This is a genomic window from Candidatus Limnocylindrales bacterium, from assembly GCA_035571835.1.
Classification (GTDB): domain Bacteria; phylum Desulfobacterota; class Binatia; order UBA1149; family CAITLU01; genus DATNBU01.
On record DATNBU010000027.1, the window covers coordinates 25,242 to 47,598 of the forward strand.

Sequence of the window (22,357 nt, forward strand, 5' to 3'; positions counted from 1 at the left end):
GTGAGCGCAGTGATGCCTCACGCCGTCGTCGGTCTGGAGGCCGATCCACCCTGCGACACCGGTCGTGGCCTGTGAATCAGCCCGGCGACGCACGGACAATCGCATGCGCGGCTCAGTGGTCGAGCGACACCGACCGCAGCCGCAGCGCGTTGGCAATCACGCTCACCGACGACAGCGACATCGCGGCTGCCGCGAGCACCGGTGACGGCCGCAGGCCGAACCACGGATAGAGAAGCCCCGCCGCCACGCCGACGGCGACGACGTTGTAGAAGAACGCAAAGAACAGGTTCTGGCGGATGTTCTGCATCGTCGCCTGCGAGAGCCGCCTCGCGCGCGCGATGCCGCGAAGGTCGCCGCGCACGAGCGTGACGGCGGCGCTCTCGATCGCGATGTCGGTGCCGGTTCCCATCGCGATGCCGACGTCGGCTGCGGCGAGCGCCGGCGCATCGTTGACGCCGTCGCCGGCCATTGCGACGACCTTGCCGCGGCGGCGCAGATCCTCGATCACCTGCTGCTTGCGGTCGGGAAGAACACCGGCCTCGACGTTGTCGATCCCGAGCCGCCTTGCGATCGCTTCGGCCGTGCGCGGATTGTCGCCGGTCAGCATGACGACCTCGAGATGCTGCGCACGCAGCGAAGCCAGCGCGGCCGGAGTCGATGCCTTGACCGGATCGGCAATCGCGATGACACCGGCCAGCGACTTTTCGATTCCGACGAAGATCACCGTGTTTCCGTCGCTGCGGAGCTGGTCGGCCCGTTCGCGCATCATCGAGACGTCGATGCCTTCCGCGGCCTGAAGCTCTGCGCTGCCGACGACGATGCGCCTGCCGCCGGCGAGCGCGCGGGTGCCCTTGCCGGCGAAGCTCTCGAAATCTTCGGCTTGCGCGATCGCGAGCGCGCGATCCGCCGCGGCTCGAACGACTGCATTCGCAAGCGGATGCTCGCTTCCGCGTTCGACGCTCGCCGCAGCGGCGAGGACATCGGCGTCGGCGTACTGGCTCGCCGCAATGATCGTGACGACGGCGGGCCGTCCTTCGGTCAGCGTGCCGGTCTTGTCGACGACGATCGTCGTCACCTTCTCCATCCGCTCGAGCGCATCGGCGCTGCGCACGAGGATCCCGGCCGTCGCGCCGCGACCGATCCCGACCATCACCGACATCGGAGTCGCCAGGCCGAGCGCACACGGGCACGCGATGATCAGCACGCTGACGGCGGCGACGAGCGCGTTGGCGAAGCGGGGCTCCGGGCCGAGTGCAGCCCACGCCACGAACGAAAGGGCGGCCACCGCGATCACGGCCGGCACGAACAGCGCGGAGATGCGGTCGACGAGGCGCTGCACCGGCGCGCGGCTCCGCTGCGCATCGCTGACCATCTTGACGATGCGCGCGAGCACCGAGTCGCGCCCGAGCTTTTCGGCGCGAAGCACGAACGATCCCGACAGGTTGATGGTTCCACCGATGACGGCGTCGCCGGCGGCTTTGGCGACCGGCATCGATTCACCGGTCAGAAGCGATTCATCGATCGATGACGCGCCTTCGACGACGGTGCCGTCGGCGGGAATCTTTTCGCCCGGCCGCACGCGCAGCCGGTCGCCGGCCGACACGAGCTCGAGCGCAACTTCCTCGTCGCTGCCGTCGTCACGGATGCGGCGCGCCGTTGGAGGAGCAAGACGCAGCAGCGCGCGGATGGCACCGGAAGTTCGATCGCGCGCGCGCAGCTCGAGCACCTGGCCGGCAAGCGCGAGCGCCGTGATGACCGCAGCCGCTTCGAAGTAGACCGGTACCGCACCGTCGTGCTCGCGCATCGCGGGCGGGAACAGGTCCGGAAAGAAAAGGGCGACCACGCTGTAGATCCACGCGACGCCCGTCCCGAGAGCGAGCAGCGTGAACATGTTGAGGCTGCGATGGACGATCGAATCGAGCCCGCGCCGGAAGAACACCGAGCCTGCAAACAGGACGGCTGGAGTCGCGAGGACTCCCTGCACCCACGACGACGCACGCGGCGAAAGCCATACCGAATGGCCCGCCGCATGCGTGGCCATCTCGAGCACGAACACCGGAAGCGCCAGCACGGCGGCGAACCAGAGCCGCTTCGTCATCTCCGCAAGCTCGGGATTCGGCGCGTCGTCGGCGGTCAGCACTTCGGGTTCGAGGGCCATTCCGCAGATCGGACACGAGCCGGGCCCGATCCGGCGTACCTCCGGGTGCATCGGGCACGTATAGACAGCGGCGGGATCGAGCGCTGCGGCCGGCGCGTGCGTCGCGGCCGACGTGTAGCGGCCAGGGTCGGCGGCGAACTTCGCGTGGCAGCGCGGATTGCAGAACCAGTACGTGCGCCCGTCGTGCTCGCTGTGCGGCTTGGTCGCCGCCGGCTCGACGGCCATACCGCAGACAGGATCGATCTCGGTCGCCATGGAAGCGTTGTTGCAGCAGACGCGCTGCGTGGGAAATCGGGGACAGACACCGATTAGCGGAAATCGGTGTCTGTCCCCGATTACGCAAAATCGGTGTCTGTCCCGGTTTTACGGGTTGCTAGTTGATCTTGAGCAGCTCGACGTCGAAGACGAGCGTCGCGTTGGGCGGGATCTTGCCGCCCGCACCGGCGGCGCCGTAGCCGAGCTCGGGCGGAATCGTGAAGCGGTACTTCGATCCGACGCTCATCAGCTGAACGCCTTCGGTCCAGCCTTTGATCACGCGATTGAGCGGAAACGTTGCCGGCTGCCCGCGGTCGTACGAGCTGTCGAACACCGTGCCGTCGGTCAGCGTACCTTTGTAGTTGACCGTGACGCTGTCGGTCGCCGACGGCTTCGGGCCGCTGCCTTCGGTCAGCACTTCATATTTCAGGCCACTAGCTGTGGTGATCACCTTGCCGGTCTCCTTGGGGGGCGTGGCGACCTTCGTGTCCTTCGTGTCGCCGGTTGCCGGAGCGGTGGCCGGTTTGGCGGCCTGCTCCGGGGTTTTGCTGCTTTTTGCGCAGGCCGTGAGGGTGCATGTAAGCGCGACCGCAAGGGTCATGGTCGTAAACAGGATTCTCATCGTGATTGTGCTCCAGGGGATCTTCGGGCTCTTCGGACGAATGGACGGACCGGTGATTCTAGTCAAAAACGCTGCGGCATTCCCACTGGACTCGCGCAATCGCGGACACGTTCGGGGACCGTCCAGCTGGGACGCACTGCGTGCGGCTCGCGTTGCTTTTGCAGCCTCCGCCCCATAGTCAGGTCGGCTTCGTTAATTGCCGAGACGCCCCCTCACGGGACCGGTCCTCTTCGAGGCGGTGCCAATCGGGAGCCATCGCTTCCGCATTCGAGGGGAAAACATGATGAAACGCTTCGAGCCGGCTTCCGGCGCGACTGATCTATCTTTGCCGGACGACTTCTCCGCCCCTGCGGGCGCCGGCGACTGCCTGCATCCGGCTATTGCCGAACCGCTGCTCGAGGCCCTCATCGGCCGCGGCATCACTGCATTGACCGCGGTCCAGACCGCGGTGCTCGAGGCCGGAATCACCGGGCGCGATCTCAAGATTTCGTCCCAGACCGGCTCCGGCAAGACCATCGCGATCGGCCTCGTGCTTGCGCCTCCGCTGCTCGAAGCCGCGGCGACGTCGGCACCTCGGGCGCTCAAAACGCTCAAGGCGCTGGTTGTCGTGCCGACGCGCGAGCTGGCCGTGCAGGTGAGCGCCGAGCTCGAATGGCTGTACGCGGGCGTCCCCGGCATCGAGGTCGAATGCGTGACCGGCGGGACCAGCGTGTCCAACGAGCGCCGCCGCCTGGTGCGCAAGCCCGCCATCGTCGTCGGCACTCCGGGCCGCATGCTCGATCACATCCGGACCAATGCGCTCGACTGCACGTCGATTGCCGAAGTCGTTCTCGACGAAGCCGACCGCATGCTCGACATGGGCTTCCGCGAGGAGCTCGAAGCGATCCTCGACGCGACGCCGAAAGAGCGCCTGACCCATCTCGTCTCGGCGACTTTTCCGCCGGAGATCCAGAAGCTCGCGCGCAAGTACCAGAACGATCCGGTGACCGTCGAAGGCACGCGGCTCGGCGCGGCCAACCAGGACATCGAGCACATCGGCCATCTTGTGCGGCTTCACGATCGCTACGCTGCGATCGTCAACCTGCTTCTGCTTGGCGGCGACGAGCGCACGCTCGTGTTCGTCAATACGAGGGCGCAGGCGGCCGAGCTTGCCGACCAGCTCGCGGCCGACGGTTTCTCGTCCGCGTCGCTCAGCGGCGAGCTCGAGCAGAACCAGCGCACGCGCACGCTCGAAGCGTTTCGCACCGGCCTCGTCGGCGTGCTGGTCGCGACCGACGTTGCCGCGCGCGGCCTCGACGTTCCCGACGTGACGATGGTGATTCACACCGACGCTCCGTTCGATTCGGAAAGCTACACGCATCGCGCCGGCCGCACCGGCCGCGCAGGAAAGAAAGGCCGCAGCGTGCTGCTCGCGCCGCCGCAGCGCCAGCAGAAGATTGAGTACCTGCTGTCGCGCGCGAAGGTGAAGCTCGAGTGGCGCGACGTGCCGGGCGCGGCGCAGGTCGAAAAAGCGCTCGCCAAGCGCGAACGCCGCCGGCTTCGGATGGCGCTCGAGGAAGCACCGGCGCCGCCGGCTTCCGAGCTCGTCTATGCGGCAACGCTGCTCGAAGAGCTCGACGAAGGCGGCGCAGCGACGCTCGTCGCGCGCCTGATCGACCTTTGCCGAAACCGTGGGATCGCCGAGCCGCGACAGGTCGAGCCGGTCCGCCCGGGTTCTGCCGGACGCTCGCGCGTCGGCGACCTGAATGATCGCGCGCCGTGGCAGCGTCCCGCTCCGCGCGCACGAACGAACGAATCGAGGAGCGCCGAGAGAACCCGACCGGCCGATCTTTCGGAAGCCCGTGAGCGCAGCCGCCGCACCGACGACGATCGTCCGATGCATCGCGAGAGCGAAGGTCCCCGCGGACGCGACCGGCGCGCCGAGCAGTTCGAGATCAATCTGGGGCACAAAGGCGGCGCCACTCCCCAGCGCCTGCTTGCGATGCTGTGCCGGCGCGGCGACGTTTCCGGCCGCATGATCGGTTCGATCGAGATCGACTCGCACATGGCGAGCTTCGAAGTCTGCGGCGACGTGGCGCGTGAATTCGAGCACAACGCGTCGATGCCCGACTCCCGCGATCCGCACGTGCTGATCCGCCGCGCACGGCCGTCGAGGCGCTAGCTCAGGCTTACGCCGCGGCGGGTCTTCCCGGCCGCGGACCGTGGAACTGATAGTACGTGCATTCGATCTGCGCGTTGTAGAGCTTGCGGCGCCGGTCGGCGCGCCTTCCGATCACGCGCTCGAAATCCGGCCACGACGTCAGAACGAAAAATGACCACGTCGCAAGGCGCGAGAACACGGCGGGCATCGATTCGTACAGCTCGAGGACGTCTCGCCGTTCTTCCAGGCGCACGCCATACGGCGGATTCGTCACGATGCATCCGTACTGCTGGCTGGAGGAGACTTCCGAAAACGGTAGCCGCTGGAAGTGAATGTCGGCCGCGACGCCGGCGCGCTCGGCGTGCCGCCTCGCCAGCGACAACGCCTCGTTGTCGATATCGGTCGCGAGGATCCGTTCGCCGAGGTCGGGAAGCTCGAGGTCGCGCGCCTCTTCGTGCGCGCGCGTCCAGATGTCCTCGTCGAACATCGGCCAGTCCTCGGCGATGAACGATCTCGATACACCGGGCGCGATGTTGCGGCCGAGCATGGCCGCTTCGATCGCAATCGTACCGCTGCCGCAGAACGGATCGATGAGCGGCTTGCCGCGTTTCCAGAACGAAAGGTCGACGAGCCCCGCCGCCAGCGTCTCGCGCAGCGGCGCGGCGCCGACGAGATCACGATAGCCGCGCTTGTGCAGGCCGTCGCCGCTGGTGTCGAGAAGAAGTGTCGCGGTGTCCTTGAGCAGCGCGACCTCGATCGGGAATGTCGCGCCCGTCTCCGGAAGGCTCGACGCGCCGTACGCGTCGAGAAGCCGCTCGACGATCGCCTTCTTCACGGTGCGCTGCACCGCGGGCACGCTCGACAGCGTGCTTTTGACGGATCGGCCCGAGACCGGGAACGCGTCGGCGGGCCCGATCCAGTCCTCCCACTCGATAGCCTGGACACTGTCGAACAGCGCATCGAAGTCCGCGGCCGGAAACTGTGCGATCCGCACGAGCACGCGGTCGGCCGAGCGAAGCCGCAGGTTGGCTCGCGCGACGGCGTGCTCGTCGCCGCGGAACTCGATGCGGCCGGTCTGCGTCGAAGTCGCCGGGTAGCCGAGCGCCTCGAGCTCGCGCATCACGACGGCTTCGAGGCCGAACGTGGACGTCGCGACGAGATCGAGCTGCATGGCGCAAGGTTATGGACGCGAAGCTATGCGGGCGCCAGAAGCGAGGGTTTCGTCGCATGTTGCGCGGGCGATGTTCATGCGCGTGGCGGCTGCGCGCAGCATGGCGCGCGCCGTCGATCGTCAGCGGGAGGGTTGCGGCAGGTAGGCCGCGACAAGCGCGCGGCATTCTTGCTGGCACTCGGGAAATCGCATCAGAAACGTGGCCTCGTCGCGGCAGCGGACGGCGAGAGGCTCCGGCATGTCGGGAAGTCCACAGAGAGCAGCCATGTCGTCGAAGCTGCGGTGGTAGATTCGCTCGCGCGAGTCCGCCGGTAGCGCCAGGAGCGCGCGCTGCTCGCTGTCGCCCCACCACTCGGCTGCCGCGACGCTCAGCAGCACGGCGGCAGCGACCACCGTCAGCCCCACGGTCGTGGAGATCGGCGAACGATAAGCGGTACGGTTGACCGAGAACTCGACCATGTCCGTCACCGTGGACATAGTGCGCCGCGGCGGAGTCGAAGAAAAGCCGTCGACCGTCGCCGCCCCTTGTGGGCATCGATGCCGCTACCGTACGACGACACATTCATCCGGCGCGCGCTGGGATCGGCGTCACACCCGTGATCGGATCGGGTCCGGATCGCGAACGATTGCGCGGTCACTGGAGAAGCATCGATGAAGATCGCCATGGTCGGTCTTGGACGAATGGGCGCCAACATGAGCCGCCGCCTGATGCGCGGCGGTCACTCGGTGATCGCATACGATCGCGACGCGCGCGCGGTTTCGGCACTGTCGACCGAGGGTGCCGCAGGCGCCGGCTCGCTCGCGGACGTGGTCTCGAAGCTCGAAGCTCCGCGCGTCGTGTGGGTCATGGTGCCGGCGGGGCCGGCAACCGACGCGGTGTTCACCGAGCTCAAGGGGTTGCTCTCGCCCGGCGACATCGCGATCGACGGCGGCAACTCGCACTTCAAGGACGACATCCGCCGCGCCGCGATGCTCGCCGAGAAAGGCATCCGCTTCGTCGACGTCGGCACCAGCGGCGGAGTCTGGGGTCTCGAGCGCGGTTACTGCCTGATGATCGGCGCCGACGACGAAGCGTTCCGCATCGTCGAGCCGGTTCTTCGGACCCTGGCTCCCGGTCCTTCGGGAATCGCGCCGTCGGAAGGACGAACCGAAGGCGCGAGCACTGCCGAGCAGGGCTATCTGCACTGCGGCAGCGTCGGCGCCGGGCATTTCGTCAAGATGATTCACAACGGAATCGAGTACGGCCTGATGCAGGCCTACGCCGAGGGTTTCGACATCATGGCGGGCGCAGCCGCTGCGACGCCGGGGCTCGGCTATCGCTACGACATCAACCTTGCCGACGTCGCGGAAGTCTGGCGGCGCGGGTCGGTCGTCACGTCGTGGCTGCTCGATCTTACCGCGGCGGCGCTTGCGAAGAACGCGTCGCTGTCGGAGTTCTCCGGCGTCGTCGAGGATTCGGGCGAAGGACGCTGGACCGTCGAAACCGCGGTCGAGCAGGCGGTGCCGGCCGAAGTGCTGACGGCATCGCTCTACGCCCGGTTCCGCTCGCGCAAGGACCACACGTTCGCCGAAAAGATCCTGTCGGCGATGCGGCGCGGGTTCGGCGGACACGTCGAGCCGGGCAGCGGTGCGAAGGCGGCCGATCAGAAGAAGCCCGCAGCAAAGGAATAGACGATGAACGTGGAGCAACTCGACGGCCACGTCGCCAAAGCCGGTCCGTGCATTCTCGTCCTGTTCGGTGCGTCGGGCGACCTCGTCAAGCGCAAGCTGATTCCGGCGCTGTACAACCTGGTGCGCGAGAAGCTTCTCCCGGATGAGTTCGCCGTGGTCGGATTCGCGCGCCGCGATACGAGCTCCGATGACTTTCGCGAACAGATGCGCCGCAATCTCATGGAGTATGCGACCGACGAATTCAGCGACGACGACTGGAAGTGGCTCGAGAGCCGCCTCTACTTCGTGGCCGGATCGTTCGACGACGCCGATGCGTACCGCCAGCTCGACGAGAAGCTTACCGAGGTCGATACTACCTGGCATACCGGCGGCAACGTGCTGTTCTATCTTGCCGCTTCTCCAGAATACTTCGGCGTGATCGTCGAGAAGCTCTCGGCGGCCGGCATGGTCAAGCAGGTGAACGGTCGCTGGCGGCGCGTCGTGATCGAAAAGCCGTTCGGACGCGATCTCGCGTCTGCGCGCGAGCTCAACAAGAAGCTTCTCGGCTTTCTCGAAGAAGGCCAGATCTATCGCATCGATCATTACCTCGGCAAGGAGACCGTCCAGAACATCCTCGTGTTCCGTTTCGCGAACGGGATCTTCGAGCCGATCTGGAACCGGCGTTACGTCGACCACGTGCAGATCACCGTGGCCGAGGCGATCGGGGTCGAGGGACGCGGCGGCTACTACGAACAGGCCGGCGCCCTTCGCGACATGGTGCCGAATCATATCTTCCAGCTGATCTCGCTGGTCGCGCTCGAGCCGCCGATCTCGTTCGATGCCGATGCCGTGCGCGACGAGCAGTCGAAGGTGCTGCGCGCGATCCAGCCGATGGCGCCGGAGGACGTGCTGACCAAAGCCGTTCGCGGCCAGTACGGCGCGGGGCGGATCGGCGAGCGCCACCTGGTGGACTACCGCCAGGAAGACCGCGTCGATTCGCTGTCGAAAGTCGAGACGTTCGTCGCAATGAAGGTCGAGATCGACAACTGGCGCTGGAAGGACGTGCCGTTCTACCTTCGCGTCGGAAAAGCGCTGCCGCAGCGGCTGACGGAGATCGTCGTGCAGTTCCGGCGTCCGCCGTTCGCGCTGTTCCGCGACACGACGATCATGGACCTCGATCCCAATCAGCTGGTGATCCGCGTGCAGCCGGACGAAGGCATCTCGCTCAGCTTCGGCGCGAAGATTCCCGGCGCGACGATGCGCATCGGAAGCGTCGACATGGACTTCGATTATTCCGACCATTTCGGCAGCGAGGTCGCCACCGGTTACGAGCGCCTGCTGCACGACGCGTTTCTCGGCGACCAGACGCTGTTCCAGCGCGCCGACATGGTCGAAGCCGGCTGGGATGTCGTCCAGCCCGTGCTCGACGTCTGGGGAGCTCTGGCTGCACGCGACTTTCCGAACTACGCAGCCGGAACCTGGGGACCGAAGGAATCCGTCGACCTGCTCGCACGCGACGGCCGTCGCTGGCGGCTGCCGGCAGACTGATGGCGTACTCTTCCGCCGAAGTGCTCGTGGCCGAAGGCCCGGGCGATGTTGCCTCCGCGGCCTGCCGCCTCGTGCTCGATGCCGAGCGCGCGGCCATCGAAGATCACGGCACGTTCTCGATCGCGCTCGCGGGCGGTTCGACGCCGAAGCGGCTCTACGAGCTTCTCGCCACCAGCGAGACCGCGACGTTTCCGCGCTGGAAAGTGTTTTTCGGCGACGAACGCTGGGTGCCGGCGAACGATCCGGACAGCAACTGGCGCATGGCGCGCGAAGCGCTGCTCGATCACGTGCCGATCCCGCGTAACCAGATCCATCCGATCGACACCGGAGCCGGAACGCCGGCCAAGGCGGCAATGCTGTATTCGCTCGTCATCGACCGCACGGTGGCGCGCGCGGACGGCGGGTGTCCCCGCTTCGACGTCGTGCTGCTCGGGCTCGGCGCCGACGGGCACACGGCATCGTTGTTTCCCGGATCGAGCGCGCTCGTTGCCGCGCCGAACGAAATCGCCGTCGCGACGTGGGCACCGTCCCAGCGTGCGTGGCGCGTGACGCTGACTGCGGGCGTGCTGAGCGCTGCGCGGTCGATCGTGTTTCTCGTCAGCGGTGAGGAAAAAGCCGAAGCGCTCTCGCGCGTGCTCGACGGCGCGCCGTCCGTCGCGGGCGCCGCGCCACCCGTGCAACAGGCTGCGCCGCCGGCTGCGCTCATCCGTCCGCACGATGATGCGTCGCTCGCGTTCGTGGTCGATCGCGCGGCAGCTCGGCAGCTCAGGAATCTCTGACCGAAGTGGAGACGCGGTGACAGGCAAACCGGAGTCCGAGCGCAAGCGGCGCGCGATCGAGCTGTGCCGCGAATACCTGATGCCCGGCCGGGTCGCGACGTGGGAGAGCATCGGCATCCCTCTCGTCATCGGCAGCCGCGACGGTTACCGCATCCGCGACCTCGACGGCCATGAGCTCATCGACGTCCATCTGAACGGCGGCACCTACAACCTCGGCCATCGTCCGCCCGAGCTCGTCGAGCTTCTGCGCGACAGCTTCGACGACCTCGACATCGGCAATCATCACTTCCCATCCGAAGCGCGTGGCGAGCTCGCCGAGAAACTCGCGCAGAAGACACCCGGCGACCTGCACTACTCGGTGCTACTGCCGTCGGCGAGCGAGGCCAACGACCTCGCCATCCGCGTCGCGCGGCGCGCGACCGGGCGGCGCCGCATCGTCGCGCTCGAAGCGGCGTTCCACGGACGCACCGGTCTTGCCGCCGCAGCCGGCCGCGACGACATGGCGAAGTACTTTCATTCGGACTATCCGGCCGAGTTCGCGACCGTCCCGTTCGACGATCTCGCGGCGATGGAGGAGGTGCTGTCGGCCGGAGACGTGGCCGCGGTACTGATGGAAACGATGCCGGCGACGTACGGCTTTCCGGTTCCGCCCGCCGGCTATCTGCCTGGCGTCAAGCGCCTCTGCGAGCAGTACGGCTCCCTGTACGTTGCCGACGAGGTCCAGACCGGGCTCGGCCGCACGGGCGAGATGTGGGGAGTCGAAAGCTTCGGCGTCGAGCCCGACATCCTGGTCACGGGCAAGGGACTGTCAGGCGGCCTGTATCCGATCTCGGCCATCGTCATGACGAAGACAGTCGGTGCGTGGCTGTCGGACCAGGGCTGGGCCTACGTATCGACGTTCGGCGGCGCCGAGCCCGGATGCCGGATCGCTTCGCGGGTGCTCGACATCTGCTCGCGGCCGGACGTGCTCGCCGGCGGGCGCCGCCTGGCCGCCCGCCTCGCCGACGGGCTGGCGACGATTCGCGAGCGACATCGCTTCGTTGCGGGCGTTCGTCAGAAAGGGCTCGTGATCGGGATCGAGACGGCAGGCGAGATGGGCGGGCTGGCGCTGTCGCGTGCGCTTTACCCGCGCGGCGTCTGGGCGATGTTTTCGGCCTTTGCGCCGTCGGTTTTGCAGTTCAAGGTGGGACTGCTCGTGGATGATGCGACCTGCGACCTCGTTCTCGAACGCCTCGAGGCCGCGGTCGCGGACGTGGAGCGGGGCGCTTGCGAATGAATTTCGCTTACGTTTTCCGGATTTTTGACTAGGGCCGGGCGACGGCCCATATTCCGCCGATCGTTGGTGTGTTTGGGTCTGGGGAGACCGGAATGAGCTCGCAGGAAACTTTTACCGACTTCTACGAGGTGCTGGAGATCAGCCCCAACGCGCATCCCGATACCGTCGCGCGCGTCTACCGGATCCTCGCCCAGCGCTTTCATCCCGACAATCACGAGACCGGAGATGCCACCCGGTTCACAATGATCCTCCAGGCATATAAGGTCCTCGGTGATCCGGAGCTTCGCGCCCAGTTCGACGTTCACTACCAGCAGCACAAGGCCGTCAAGTGGCGGCTGTTCGATGCGAAAGAGGCCTCTGGCGGAGTGAGCTCGGATAAGGAGATCCGGTTCGGAATCCTCAGCCTGCTCTACAACAAGCGTCGTCGCGATCCTGAGCGACCGTCGATTGCGATGTATGAAATCGAGGGCTTACTGGGAATTCCTCGCGAACATCTTGAATTCAGTTTCTGGTATCTCCGCGAGAAATCGCTGATCGCCAGGACCGATGGCGGAGGGTGTTCGATCACGGCGGCAGGAGTCGAATACCTGGACGCCAACGGGCTCAAGGAGCGCGCAGAGATCGCGGCGGGACTGCCCGCCGGCGGACGCGCGGCCCGGCTCGGATCCTGATCGAGAACGAACGCCCCGGGGACGGGACGATTCGGAGTGTAAACTGGCGGCTTGTCCCGTAACCTCTTGCGGGTGGGACGATCCGGCCGTCATGGTTGGAAAGCTTTTAAGAGGCAGGCGGATAAACGGCGGAGGGGCCGCCGGCTGCCGGGGGATGGATGGGCAAGATTCTCGGCATCGATCTCGGCACCACCAATTCGGTGATGGCCGTGTGGGACGGGCGTGAACCACGCCTGATCGCCAGCGAGCAGGGCACGCGCCTTACTCCGTCCGTTGTGGCGTTCGGAGCCAACGGCGACGTGTTCGTCGGCGAAGTCGCCCGCCGCCAGGCGGTTGCCAACGCCCGCTGCACGATTTTCTCGGCCAAGCGTTTCGTCGGCCAGCAGTTCGATGCTGTGGCCGCCGATCGCGAATCGGTTCCCTATAACGTCGTTGCCGGAGACCGCGGCCAGGCGCTGATCGAGGTCGGCAGCACGCGGTACAGTCCCGAGGAAATCTCCGCCCACGTGCTCCGCGAGCTCAAGAGATCGGCCGAGGCCTTCCTCGGCGAGCCGGTCGACGGCGCCGTGATCACGGTGCCGGCCTACTTCAACGACGCCCAGCGCACGGCGACCAAGGAGGCGGGCCGCCTCGCCGGCCTCGACGTCCGGCGCATTATCAACGAGCCGACCGCGGCCGCGCTCGCATACGGGCTCGACAAGGACCGCGAGAAGCTCGTCGCGGTCTACGACTTCGGCGGCGGCACGTTCGACGTATCGATTCTCTCGGTCGGCGAAGATGTGATCGAGGTGATCTCGACCCACGGCGACACGCACCTCGGCGGCGACGACATCGATGCGCGCATCGTCTCGTGGCTGCTCGAGAACTTCCAAGCCGAGAAGGGGATCCACGTCAACGGCGACGCCGCGGCCCACCAGCGGCTGCGCGAAGCCGCGCAGGCCGCCAAGATCGACCTTTCGAGCCGCACGTCGACGGACATCAACCTGCCGTTCCTCGCGTCCGATGAGCGCGGTCCGCAGCATCTGCAGATCTCGATGACCCGTGCGCGGCTCGAGGAGATGATGTCGGATCTGGTCGATCGCACGCTCGCATCGTGCGTGCAGGCGCTTTCCGACGCCGGCAGGCAGACCACGGACATCGACGAAGTGGTCCTCGTCGGCGGCTCGTCGCGGATCCCGCTCGTGCAGCGGCGCGTGAGCGCGTTCTTCCGCAAGGAGCCTCGCCGCACCGTCAATCCCGACGAAGTCGTCGCGCTCGGCGCGGCCGTGCAGGCCGGAGTGCTCAGCGGCGAGATCAAGGGACTGGTGCTTCTCGACGTGACGTCGCTGTCGCTCGGCGTCGAGACGCACGACGGCCACACCGCCGTCGTCATCCCGCGCAACACGACGATTCCGACCGAATCGATGCGCACGTTCACGACTGCCGCCGACGGCCAGACCAGCGTCGAGGTGCACGTGGTGCAGGGCGAGTCCGAAACGGCGCGCACCAACGACTCGCTCGGGCGTTTCGATCTCGACGGAATCAAGGCGCAGGCCGCCGGTGTTCCGCAGATCGACGTGACGTTCGCGATCGACCTCAACGGCATGGTCAAGGTGAGCGCGCGCGATCGCGCAACCGGACGTTCGCAGACCGTTTCAGTCTCGGCGCGTACGGCGGTTGCGAGCGAGCCGAAGCTCGGCGGCGCCAAGGCGCGCGCCGAGATGGGCGATCCGCCTGCGCACTTTACTGCGCAGACTCCCGCACAGCCCGAAGCACCTTCGCATGCATCGTCGCATGCATCTTCGCACGCACCTGCGCACGCAGCTTCGCATGCGCCTTCGCATGCACCTGCGCATGCAGCTTCGCAGGCACCTTCGCATGCACCTGCGCATGCACCTGCGCATGGAACTGCGCATGGAACTGCGCATGGAACTGCGCACGACGGCCGCGACAGCAGTCTGCCGTCGGCTGCGGATGCTACGCTTCAGGAAGCCGAACGGCTTCTCGGCCAGGTTCGCGACTCCATCGCCGCCACCGACAAGGCCGATCTCGAACGCAACGCGCAGGCACTGCGTGCGCTGATGGGCAATGACTCGCAGGGCGAAGAAATCGAACGCATGCGCCTGTCGCTGCGCCAGGTCACGACGCGTATCAAGGAAGCCGTGCTTGCGCGGCGCGCCCGATAGCCGGCGCACTCACGTCCTTTCCGATCGCGCTCAGGTATTCCCATGACGTCCGGCGATCACGACGGGCAGCAAACCGAAACCTTCCCTGATTTCCACGCGCTCGACGAGCCGCAGCAGGTCGCGCGCATCGAGCGGCTCGCGGCGTGCGCGCTGGCCGCCTGGGATCTGCCCGATCCGCACGTCGAGTCGATCAAGTATCGTGAGAACGCGGTCTTCGCCGTCCGCGCCGCGAACGGCCGTCGCGCGGTGCTTCGCGTGCACCGGCCGGGCTACCGCTCGGATCTCGACATCGCGTGCGAGCTGGCGTGGATGAGCGCGCTCGGCTCGGCAGGCGTCGATGCGCCGGCCGCAATCGCAACGCGCGGCGACGAGCTGATTACGACGGCATCGCATCCCGCGGTTCCCGAGCCGCGCCAGTGCGATCTTCTCGACTGGGTCGAAGGCTCGTCGCCGGGCACTCTCGAAGCCGGCGTCTTCGCGTCCGACGAATCGGTTCGCGAGCTCTATCGATCGGTCGGATCGATCGCGGCACGCATGCACGTGCACGCCAAGGGATGGAAGCGGCCTGAGCCGTTTTCGCGTCCATCGTGGAACGTCGAGACGCTCGCCGGCGAGCATCCGACGTTCGGCCGGTTCTGGGAGCTCGGCGAGCTCGAGCCTCCGCAGCTCGAGGTGCTCATGCGCGCGCGAGATCGCGTGCGAAGCCGTCTCGATGATCTCGGTCCGGTTACCAGGCTGATCCACGGCGACCTCGTCCCCGACAACATCCTCGTCGACGGCGCGCGCCAGCGCATCATCGACTTCGACGATTTCGGATGGTCGTGGATCGGGTTCGAGATGGCGACGTCGCTGTTTCCGCTGCAGCTGAGCGGCGGTTTCGACGCCGGGCTCGAAGGTTATCTTGAAGGCTATCGCGGCATCACGGCCTTCCCCGACGAAGAGCTCGAGCTGCTGCCGGAAATGCTGCTCGCGCGCGGACTCAGCTATCTCGGCTGGCCGCTCGGCCGCCCGGAGATCCGTTCGGCGCGCATGCTGGTGCCGATGTTCGCCGCGGTACTGAGTGACGCGGCCGCCGAGTACCTGGCGCGAGATTGAACGCAGGTCTTCGTGCATTCGTGTGGGCCCCTGTTTCGGGTTTTTTGATCAAACGGGTCCGTCGGATTGGCGGCAGCATTATCGTCGGAAACTTCAGCCTGAGTTATTGATCGTCGCGTATACCGCAGGTTACGGCGCCGGACGATCGTGTGGCCTGGTTCGCGTCGAGCGTTGATTCCGCTACGCGCGGTGGACTTGTTGTTGCGATACGCAGCACGGCCGAATGCTGCACGGGCATTCCGCGGGGCACGAGCATTCCGCGGGGAATGTCGGCGATGGCGACGGGGCATGCTGCAGGAACATTCCGCGGGGAATGTCGGCGATGGCGACGGGTCGTGCTGCAGAAACATTCCGCGGGGAATGTCGGCGTTGGCGACGGGTCAGCTGCAGGAACATTCCCCGGGGAATGTCGGCGATCCGAAAGGTTTCGTCGGATCATACGCGCGGTGTCGGGCGTGGATACGTGCGGGGTCGGCGCGGATCACGGCCGGCTATGCCATTTTTGTTATGGAAGCGTCGTCGCGATGTCGATTTCGCTTGACGCCGATTTTTCGCCGCTCCACGTCGCGTATAGCGAAGCGAAACGGAGCGCTCTGCTTTTTTCGCGGCTTCGCGCGTTGCGCCGCTCAGACTTCGCGCCTTGTCGCGAGAGGCGCATGTCTCTGGCCGGTCGCATCCTTACGGCGAACGACGTCTGAAAAACCCGTGTTATAAGCGTCGTCATGACGACATCCTTCGACAGCATTGCAAGACTCTCCGAACAGGAACTGCTCGATCACTTCGAGTGCCTCGTCGCACGCGACCGTCGTACGACGGCGGCGCTTCTCGTCGCGATCGCCGAGATCGACGAGCGCAAGCTCTGGGCCAGGCATGCCTGCTCCTCCATGTTCAGCTTCTGCATGGAGCGCTTCCACATGTCGGAGCAGGTTACTGCCAAGCGGATCTGGGCTGCGCGTACCGCGCGCCGCTTCCCGGTCATACTCGACCTCGTCGCACGCGGCGAGCTTCATCTCAGCGCGATCCATCTGCTGGCCAGGCATCTGACGGCCGATAATCACCTGCAAGTGCTCGAGCGCGCCCGGCACAAGAGCTCGCGTGAGGTGGAGCGGCTGGTTGCCGAGCTGGCGCCGCGAGCGGATGTGGCGTCGCGTGTTCGGGCGATGCCCGGGCGTCGCGCAGGGGGCGCGGTGAACGAGTCGGTGGCGGCGGACGCGACTTCGATGGGTCGCGAACGGGCCGGTGCGAGCGATCGGTGCGCTTCGACAGGCCGCGAGTCTGTCGGCGGTGCGAGCGATCAGCGCACTTCGACAGACCGCGAGTCCGTCGGCTGCTTGGGCAATCGGCCGGCCTCCACACACTCCGAGGTCATCGGCGCTGCGATCGCTCCGCGGTCAGCGCAGCCAAAGCCGATCGTTCCGCTCAGCCCGCGCCGTTACAAGATCGAGATCACCGTAGTCGAAGCCACGCACGACAAGCTTCGGTCGCTGCAGGATCTGCTGGGCCGGTCGGCGACTGGTCGCGACGCAGCCGCGATCATCAGTTGTGCGATCGACTTGCTGCTCGTCCGGACACTCGCACGCAAGGCCGGTTGCACCGATCGACCGAAGTCGACGGCGCCGACGAAAGAAAAATGCACCGATCGACCGGCGTCGACCACGTCGACGAACGCGGAATGCACCGATCGACCCGCCACAACGCCCACCGCCGATACAGCTGCTTCGCAGCGAGCACAGCGATCTCGGACCATCCCTGCGGCGGTGCGGCGCGACGTATGGCGACGCGACTCGGGACGCTGCTGCTACGTAGACGGCCGAGGACGTCGCTGCCGCGAGACGGGCAACATCGAGTTCCACCACAAAGCTCCCTTCGCGATGGGCGGACCTCCTACGCCCGAGAACATCGAGCTGCGCTGCGCGGCACACAACCAGTATCAGGCCGACCTCGACTTCGGCCGCGCCTTCATGGATGCGAGGCGCGGCAATCTCGCCGACGCGCGAACATTCCGCGGGGAATGTCGTGCCGTCGAACGTGAGGCGATGGCGTCCGCGCCGTGAAGACGTCGTCGGTGTTCGGATCTTGTCGATGTGGATGGTCCTGGTCGGGCCTGAAATCAGGCGGATTGCGCGCGGCCCGGGACCTCGAAGCCCGCGAAGAGCCAAAAACGGACAGTATCCGCTTCGCTGAGGGTCCGGCAGCAGATACCTTTGTCCGCCGGAGGGGGGACAATGATCGTACGTAGGATTCTTCCGTTACTCCTGGTTGTGCTTGCCGCCGCCGGCGGTGTCACCGCGGCGCCGCAGTCGATCGCCGTACCCGCGTATTTTTATCCGGTCTATCCCGATCCGTTGTGGACGCAGATGCAGGACGCGGCGCCGGTCGTCTCGGTTGCGATCATGAATCCGGGCAGCGGCCCGGGCGCGTCGCCCGATTCGAACTACACCGCGCAGGTTGCGGCGACGCGCGCGGCCGGTGTCAAGGTCCTCGGCTACGTCACGTCGAGCTATGCCACGCGTGACCCCGCGGACGTCAAGGCGGAGATCGACGAGTACTATCTCTGGTACGGGGTCGACGGCATCTTCATCGACGAAGCCGACAACAACTGCGCGAGCGCGCCGTATTATTCCGACCTCGACGTCTACACGAAGACCAAGGGCGGGCTCGGCCTGACCGTGATCAATCCGGGCACAGTAACTCCGGAATGTTTCGTGACGGCGGCCGACGTGATCCTCAACTTCGAAGGATCCTACTCGCAGTACCAGTCGTACGCGCCGCTCGGCTGGGAGTCGGGCTACGAACCGGGTCATTTCTGGCATCTCGTCTACGCAACCGCGGAGGTCGACATGCCATCGGCGGTCCTGCTCAGCCAGGCGCGCGGTGCGGGGTATGTGTACGTGACGCCGGATACGCTGGTGCCGAATCCGTGGGATTCGCTGCCGCAGGGCTCGTACTGGACGAGCGAGCTCGCCTACGTGCAGCCGACCGAAGGAGCATGCGCGGCGCCGGTTTCGAAGCCGAAGCTCCAGGTGCGCGGGATCTTTTCGGCGGAGGCCGACGACTCGCTCACGTTTGCCGGCGGCTTCGCGCTCGCGGGGACTCCGGTGATCGATCCGGTCGCAAACGGGCTGCGCTTCGTCGTCGGCGACGCGACGGGTGCGAAGGTCGATATCCGGCTTCCGGGCGGAGGTTACGACGACATGACGTCGGTCGGATGGATCGGCGGCGGCAGCAAGTGGACGTATCGCGACGATCGCGATCCTGCGGACGACGGGATCTTCAAGGCGACCGTCAAGACGAAGACCGACGGCGTGACGACCACCGTCACGTTCCGCGTGTTCGGCCGCGACGGATCCTACCCGGTCAGTGCCGACGAGATTCCACTGACCGCCGTGCTCGGCCTGCTGCCGGACGAACCGACCGAGAGCTGCGCGACGGCGTCGTTCCCGGGCCCGAAGCCGGTCTGCGTTGCGACGTCGAGCGGCGTGCGCTGCAAGTAGCGCCGCCGCGGCATCGTCGTCGCGCGGTGCTTTTCCGCTGCAGCGCGGCGGTCCGGCTCAGCCCTTCGCTTCGGCGAACGCCCAGTCGAGCCACGGCAGAAGCGCTTCGATGTCTTCGCGGTCGACGGTCGCGCCGCCCCAGATCCGTAGTCCGGCGGGTGCGTCGCGGTATCCGGCGATGTCGTACGCGACGCCTTCCTTCTCGAGCAGAGAGACGATCTTCTTGACCGCGGCGGCACGCTCGTCGCCGCCGAGCGCCTCGAACCATGGATCGACGATCTTGAGGCAGATCGACGTGCACGAGCGCACCTTCGGATCCGAAGCGAGAAACGCGAACGTCTTCGACTGGCCGATCCAGGCTGCGATCGCGGCAAGGTTGGACTCCGAGCGCGCGATCAGACCCTTGATGCCGCCGATCTTCTCGGCCCATGCAAGCGAGTCGAGCGCGTCCTCGACGCACAGCATCGACGGGGTGTTGATGGTCGAGCCCTGGAAGATTTCCTCGTCGAGCTTTCCCTTCTTCGTCATGCGGAAGATCTTCGGCATCGGCCACGGCGGCGTGTAGCTCTGCAGCCGCTCGACCGCGCGCGGCGACAGCGCGAGCATGCCGTGCCCGCCTTCGCCGCCGAGCACTTTCTGCCAGGACCACGTCGCGACATCGATCTTGTCCCACGCCAGATCCATCGCGAAGACTGCGGACGTCGCATCGCACAGCGTCAGTCCCTTGCGGTCGGCAGGGATCCAGTCGCCGTTCGGGACGCGCACGCCCGAGGTCGTGCCGTTCCACGTGAAGACCACGTCGTTGTCGAAGTTGACGCTCGCGAGGTCGCAGATCTCGCCGTAGTCGGCGCGCTGGATGCGCGGCTCGAGCTTCAGCTGCTTGGTGATGTCGGTGATCCAGCCTTCGCCGAAGCTTTCCCACGCCATTGCGTCGATGCCGCGCGCTCCGAGCAGCGACCACATGGCCATCTCGAACGCACCGGTGTCCGAGCCGGCCACGATGCCGAGCCGGTAGTCCTTCGGCATGCCGAGCACCGACTTGCTGCGCTCGATCACGCCGGCGAGTTTCTCCTTCCCGACTTTCGCGCGATGCGAGCGGCCGAGGGCAGCACCGCCGAGAGCCTCGAAGCTCCATCCGGGACGTTTGGCGCAAGGGCCGGAAGAAAACTGCGGACGGGCAGGCTTCGTGGCGGGCTTCATCGACATGGCAACCTCTCGGAAAAAAGTAAGCCGGTTACATGGCCTCGGCGGCGTGCGGATTCAATGCGCCTCGGCATGTGGACATTCCGAACGCTGTTCGTGTGCTTCACGCGTGCTGATGACGGCGGGCGCGGCCCGGACTGGCCCCGCGACGCATTCTCGGCTACAGATCGGCTCATGCTTCAGCACAACAGCTACTTCGACGGTCTGGTTCAGAGCATCGGTTTCGAGCGCAACGGACGCCGCTATACGGCCGGCGTATTCGGGATCGGCGCGTTTCATTTCAATACCGATACGCCCGAGCGCATGACGATCCTGAGCGGCGAGCTGCGCGTGCGACTGCCGGGCGAAGTCTCGCGGGTGTATCCGACCGGAACGTCGTTCGAGGTTCCTGCCCGAAGCGGCTTCGACGTCGAAGCCGCGGCGCCAGCAGCGTATCTCTGCGAGTTTCTCTGACAGTTTCTCTGACCCGTTGCCTGCGACCGCCGGCATGACGCACGCGCGAACCGTCGCCGTGGTGCTCGCGTGGAACGACGGTCCGCACGTCGTCCGCCTTCTGGAAAGGCTGCGTTCGTCGAGCCCGCCGCCGGCAAGCGTCGTGATCGTCGACAACGGATCGACGGATGGTACGGCGGCAGCGATCGAGCGCGAGTATCCGCAGCACGAAATGATCGCGCTGCCCGGCAACGCCGGCTTCGCGCGCGCGGCCAACGCCGGCATCCGGCGCGCGCTCGAGCTCGATGCCGAGTGGGTATGGCTGCTCAACACCGACATCGATCTGCCCGGCGATGCACTGCTGCGGCTGCAGCGCGCCGCGCAAGCAGCCGCCACAGAGCCCGTCGCCGAAACCAGCGGAAGACTTCGGGTGACCGGCGAGAAAGGCCGGTGCGGAATGGTCGGCGCAATTCTGCTGGAATCCGACGGCAGCGTGCAGGCCTGCGGCGGCGGCCGCGTCAGCCTCTGGACCGGAATCGCCAGACACGAGCGCACGGGTCGCGGCCGGTGCGACTATCTTTCCGGTGCGTGCCTTCTGCTGCGCGCAGACATGTTGCGCGAGATCGGACTGTTCGATGAGGCGTACTTCTTCTACTGGGAAGACATCGATCTCGGCTTTCGTGCGCGCGAGCGCGGCTGGACGCTTCGTACAGCGGCCGATTGCCGGGTCGTGCACCGCGAAGGGTCGAGCCTCGGACGCTGGAGCGAGGAGCGCTGGTATCACCTGTTCCGCGGGATGATCCGTTTTCTCGACTCGCGCGCGCCTTTTCCCCGCGTCGCTGCTGCGGCGCGCCTGCTGCACCACACGGCGACGATGCTCAGGCGCGGGAGGTACGCGGCGATCGCGGGCGCCTGGAGTGCGTTCGGTTCGCAGAGGCGGTTGCCGCAGAGTCCTGCGGCTCCATGCGACCCGGCTGGGGCCGAGAGGGAGGACGCCCGTGCGGAGTGTCATGCAAAGTCTCGTGCGTCCGCGCACCCCGGCGCGGCTCGTGCCCGAAAATTTTATGACACCAGTGGCATGCACCGCTCTTCCATCGGCACGGACACGAAGCCATTGTGCGCATCATGAATCTGCTCGAGCTGTACAAGGCGTACGAGGCCGACTTCGAGAAGACCTACGTCGATGACCGCTGGTCGCGGCTCGAGCGATACTTCACCGAAGACGCGGTTTATCAGACGTACGGCGCGGCCGGGCGGCGCACGAAAGGACGCGAGAAGGTTTTCCGCCGCCTCCAGAAAGAGCTCGACGCGCTTCCGCGGCGCTGCAACTGGCGCCGCGTGGTCACGACCAGCGGCCCGGAGGTCGACGAGAACCGCGTGCTGCGAAGCTGGGTCATGACGTTTCACATCGAAGGCGCCGCCGACCTGATGATCGAAGGATCCGAACGGATCACGTTCGACGGCGATCGCATCGCGATGCTCGAAGAAGAGCCGTCCGAGACGGCCGAGCGTCACCTGCTGGCCTGGATGAAGCTCAACCCCCAGGTGTTCGGCAAGGATCAGGAAACCGTCATCGCGACGATCTGATGATCTGACGACCCTTACGATCTGATCCCGGCTGTCGCGCGGCCGGCGTTCTGCACGCGCTCGGTTCTTCACGCATCCTGAATACGTAGTCACTGGTCTTTGACGGACTGG

Annotated in this window: 18 protein-coding genes; 13 read left to right on the forward strand and 5 right to left on the reverse strand. The window is 66.3% G+C overall.

What is annotated here, in order from left to right; all coding sequences use genetic code 11:
- Window positions 1–112: 112 nt before the first annotated feature.
- Both VN634_10815 and VN634_10820 read right to left on the reverse strand, forming a co-directional pair.
- The gene (locus tag VN634_10815; protein ID HXC51366.1) at window positions 113–2,413 is read right to left on the reverse strand and encodes a heavy metal translocating P-type ATPase; all 2,301 of its coding nucleotides are present in this window, start codon (window positions 2,411–2,413) and stop codon (window positions 113–115) included.
- A gap of 118 nt (window positions 2,414–2,531) precedes the next feature.
- On the reverse strand, window positions 2,532–3,035 hold the full coding sequence (locus VN634_10820; GenBank protein HXC51367.1) for an FKBP-type peptidyl-prolyl cis-trans isomerase: 504 nt from the start codon (window positions 3,033–3,035) through the stop codon (window positions 2,532–2,534).
- Between the two features lie 280 nt (window positions 3,036–3,315).
- Here VN634_10820 and VN634_10825 point away from each other — a divergent pair, with 280 nt between their 5' ends.
- Window positions 3,316–5,196, forward strand: coding sequence for a DEAD/DEAH box helicase (locus VN634_10825; protein ID HXC51368.1), 1,881 nt, complete (start codon window positions 3,316–3,318; stop codon window positions 5,194–5,196).
- A gap of 7 nt (window positions 5,197–5,203) precedes the next feature.
- Here the strand turns inward: VN634_10825 and VN634_10830 are convergent, their stop codons facing one another.
- Window positions 5,204–6,346, reverse strand: a complete 1,143-nt coding sequence (locus VN634_10830) for a class I SAM-dependent RNA methyltransferase (GenBank protein HXC51369.1) — start codon at window positions 6,344–6,346, stop codon at window positions 5,204–5,206.
- Between the two features lie 120 nt (window positions 6,347–6,466).
- Window positions 6,467–6,805, reverse strand: coding sequence for a hypothetical protein (locus VN634_10835; protein ID HXC51370.1), 339 nt, complete (start codon window positions 6,803–6,805; stop codon window positions 6,467–6,469).
- 192 nt (window positions 6,806–6,997) lie between these two features.
- Between VN634_10835 and gnd the strand changes: the two genes are divergently transcribed.
- From gnd to VN634_10880, 9 genes are all read left to right on the forward strand, one after another.
- Window positions 6,998–8,017, forward strand: a complete 1,020-nt coding sequence (gene gnd, locus VN634_10840; protein HXC51371.1) for a decarboxylating 6-phosphogluconate dehydrogenase — start codon at window positions 6,998–7,000, stop codon at window positions 8,015–8,017.
- Window positions 8,018–8,020: 3 nt separating this feature from the next.
- The gene (zwf, locus tag VN634_10845) at window positions 8,021–9,544 is read left to right on the forward strand and encodes a glucose-6-phosphate dehydrogenase (protein ID HXC51372.1); all 1,524 of its coding nucleotides are present in this window, start codon (window positions 8,021–8,023) and stop codon (window positions 9,542–9,544) included.
- The gene (gene pgl / locus VN634_10850) at window positions 9,544–10,323 is read left to right on the forward strand and encodes a 6-phosphogluconolactonase (GenBank protein HXC51373.1); all 780 of its coding nucleotides are present in this window, start codon (window positions 9,544–9,546) and stop codon (window positions 10,321–10,323) included. Before zwf ends, pgl begins: the two co-directional genes overlap by 1 nt.
- 16 nt (window positions 10,324–10,339) lie before the next feature.
- Window positions 10,340–11,599, forward strand: coding sequence for an aminotransferase class III-fold pyridoxal phosphate-dependent enzyme (locus VN634_10855; GenBank protein ID HXC51374.1), 1,260 nt, complete (start codon window positions 10,340–10,342; stop codon window positions 11,597–11,599).
- Between the two features lie 92 nt (window positions 11,600–11,691).
- A complete protein-coding gene (locus VN634_10860; protein ID HXC51375.1) occupies window positions 11,692–12,270 on the forward strand; it encodes a J domain-containing protein in 579 nt (192 codons plus the stop codon).
- A 158-nt stretch (window positions 12,271–12,428) separates the two neighbouring features.
- Window positions 12,429–14,435 carry a molecular chaperone DnaK gene (dnaK, locus tag VN634_10865; GenBank protein ID HXC51376.1) on the forward strand — a complete coding sequence of 669 codons (2,007 nt, stop codon included), beginning with the start codon at window positions 12,429–12,431 and terminating at the stop codon, window positions 14,433–14,435.
- 42 nt (window positions 14,436–14,477) lie between these two features.
- Complete coding sequence (locus tag VN634_10870; GenBank protein HXC51377.1) at window positions 14,478–15,530, forward strand: phosphotransferase; 1,053 nt, start codon at window positions 14,478–14,480, stop codon at window positions 15,528–15,530.
- Between the two features lie 722 nt (window positions 15,531–16,252).
- Window positions 16,253–17,584 carry a hypothetical protein gene (locus tag VN634_10875; GenBank protein HXC51378.1) on the forward strand — a complete coding sequence of 444 codons (1,332 nt, stop codon included), beginning with the start codon at window positions 16,253–16,255 and terminating at the stop codon, window positions 17,582–17,584.
- Window positions 17,585–17,755: 171 nt separating this feature from the next.
- Window positions 17,756–19,024, forward strand: coding sequence for a spherulation-specific family 4 protein (locus VN634_10880; protein ID HXC51379.1), 1,269 nt, complete (start codon window positions 17,756–17,758; stop codon window positions 19,022–19,024).
- Between the two features lie 57 nt (window positions 19,025–19,081).
- On the opposite strand, the gene VN634_10885 is transcribed toward VN634_10880, so the two are convergent.
- The gene (locus tag VN634_10885; protein HXC51380.1) at window positions 19,082–20,224 is read right to left on the reverse strand and encodes a phosphoserine transaminase; all 1,143 of its coding nucleotides are present in this window, start codon (window positions 20,222–20,224) and stop codon (window positions 19,082–19,084) included.
- Between the two features lie 177 nt (window positions 20,225–20,401).
- Here VN634_10885 and VN634_10890 point away from each other — a divergent pair, with 177 nt between their 5' ends.
- The 3 genes from VN634_10890 to VN634_10900 are packed head-to-tail and all read left to right on the forward strand — an operon-like array spanning window position 20,402 to window position 22,246.
- Window positions 20,402–20,680 carry a pyrimidine/purine nucleoside phosphorylase gene (locus VN634_10890; protein HXC51381.1) on the forward strand — a complete coding sequence of 93 codons (279 nt, stop codon included), beginning with the start codon at window positions 20,402–20,404 and terminating at the stop codon, window positions 20,678–20,680.
- A gap of 34 nt (window positions 20,681–20,714) precedes the next feature.
- Window positions 20,715–21,788 (forward strand): glycosyltransferase family 2 protein, encoded by a 1,074-nt coding sequence (locus VN634_10895; GenBank protein HXC51382.1) that lies wholly within the window; start codon window positions 20,715–20,717, stop codon window positions 21,786–21,788.
- Window positions 21,776–22,246: a hypothetical protein gene (locus VN634_10900; GenBank protein HXC51383.1), complete on the forward strand. Its 471-nt coding sequence runs from the start codon at window positions 21,776–21,778 to the stop codon at window positions 22,244–22,246. Before VN634_10895 ends, VN634_10900 begins: the two co-directional genes overlap by 13 nt.
- Window positions 22,247–22,357: the final 111 nt, after the last annotated feature.

Bases quoted from the DNA above. Each gene is read 5' to 3' on its own strand.
- VN634_10815 (HXC51366.1), bottom strand. From the start codon at position 2,413: ATGGCGACCGAGATCGATCCTGTCTGCGGTATGGCCGTCGAGCCGGCG.
- VN634_10820 (HXC51367.1), bottom strand. From the start codon at position 3,035: ATGAGAATCCTGTTTACGACCATGACCCTTGCGGTCGCGCTTACATGC.
- VN634_10825 (HXC51368.1), top strand. From the start codon at position 3,316: ATGATGAAACGCTTCGAGCCGGCTTCCGGCGCGACTGATCTATCTTTG.
- VN634_10830 (HXC51369.1), bottom strand. From the start codon at position 6,346: ATGCAGCTCGATCTCGTCGCGACGTCCACGTTCGGCCTCGAAGCCGTC.
- VN634_10835 (HXC51370.1), bottom strand. From the start codon at position 6,805: ATGGTCGAGTTCTCGGTCAACCGTACCGCTTATCGTTCGCCGATCTCC.
- gnd (HXC51371.1), top strand. From the start codon at position 6,998: ATGAAGATCGCCATGGTCGGTCTTGGACGAATGGGCGCCAACATGAGC.
- zwf (HXC51372.1), top strand. From the start codon at position 8,021: ATGAACGTGGAGCAACTCGACGGCCACGTCGCCAAAGCCGGTCCGTGC.
- pgl (HXC51373.1), top strand. From the start codon at position 9,544: ATGGCGTACTCTTCCGCCGAAGTGCTCGTGGCCGAAGGCCCGGGCGAT.
- VN634_10860 (HXC51375.1), top strand. From the start codon at position 11,692: ATGAGCTCGCAGGAAACTTTTACCGACTTCTACGAGGTGCTGGAGATC.
- dnaK (HXC51376.1), top strand. From the start codon at position 12,429: ATGGGCAAGATTCTCGGCATCGATCTCGGCACCACCAATTCGGTGATG.
- VN634_10870 (HXC51377.1), top strand. From the start codon at position 14,478: ATGACGTCCGGCGATCACGACGGGCAGCAAACCGAAACCTTCCCTGAT.
- VN634_10875 (HXC51378.1), top strand. From the start codon at position 16,253: ATGACGACATCCTTCGACAGCATTGCAAGACTCTCCGAACAGGAACTG.
- VN634_10880 (HXC51379.1), top strand. From the start codon at position 17,756: ATGATCGTACGTAGGATTCTTCCGTTACTCCTGGTTGTGCTTGCCGCC.
- VN634_10885 (HXC51380.1), bottom strand. From the start codon at position 20,224: ATGAAGCCCGCCACGAAGCCTGCCCGTCCGCAGTTTTCTTCCGGCCCT.
- VN634_10890 (HXC51381.1), top strand. From the start codon at position 20,402: ATGCTTCAGCACAACAGCTACTTCGACGGTCTGGTTCAGAGCATCGGT.
- VN634_10895 (HXC51382.1), top strand. From the start codon at position 20,715: ATGACGCACGCGCGAACCGTCGCCGTGGTGCTCGCGTGGAACGACGGT.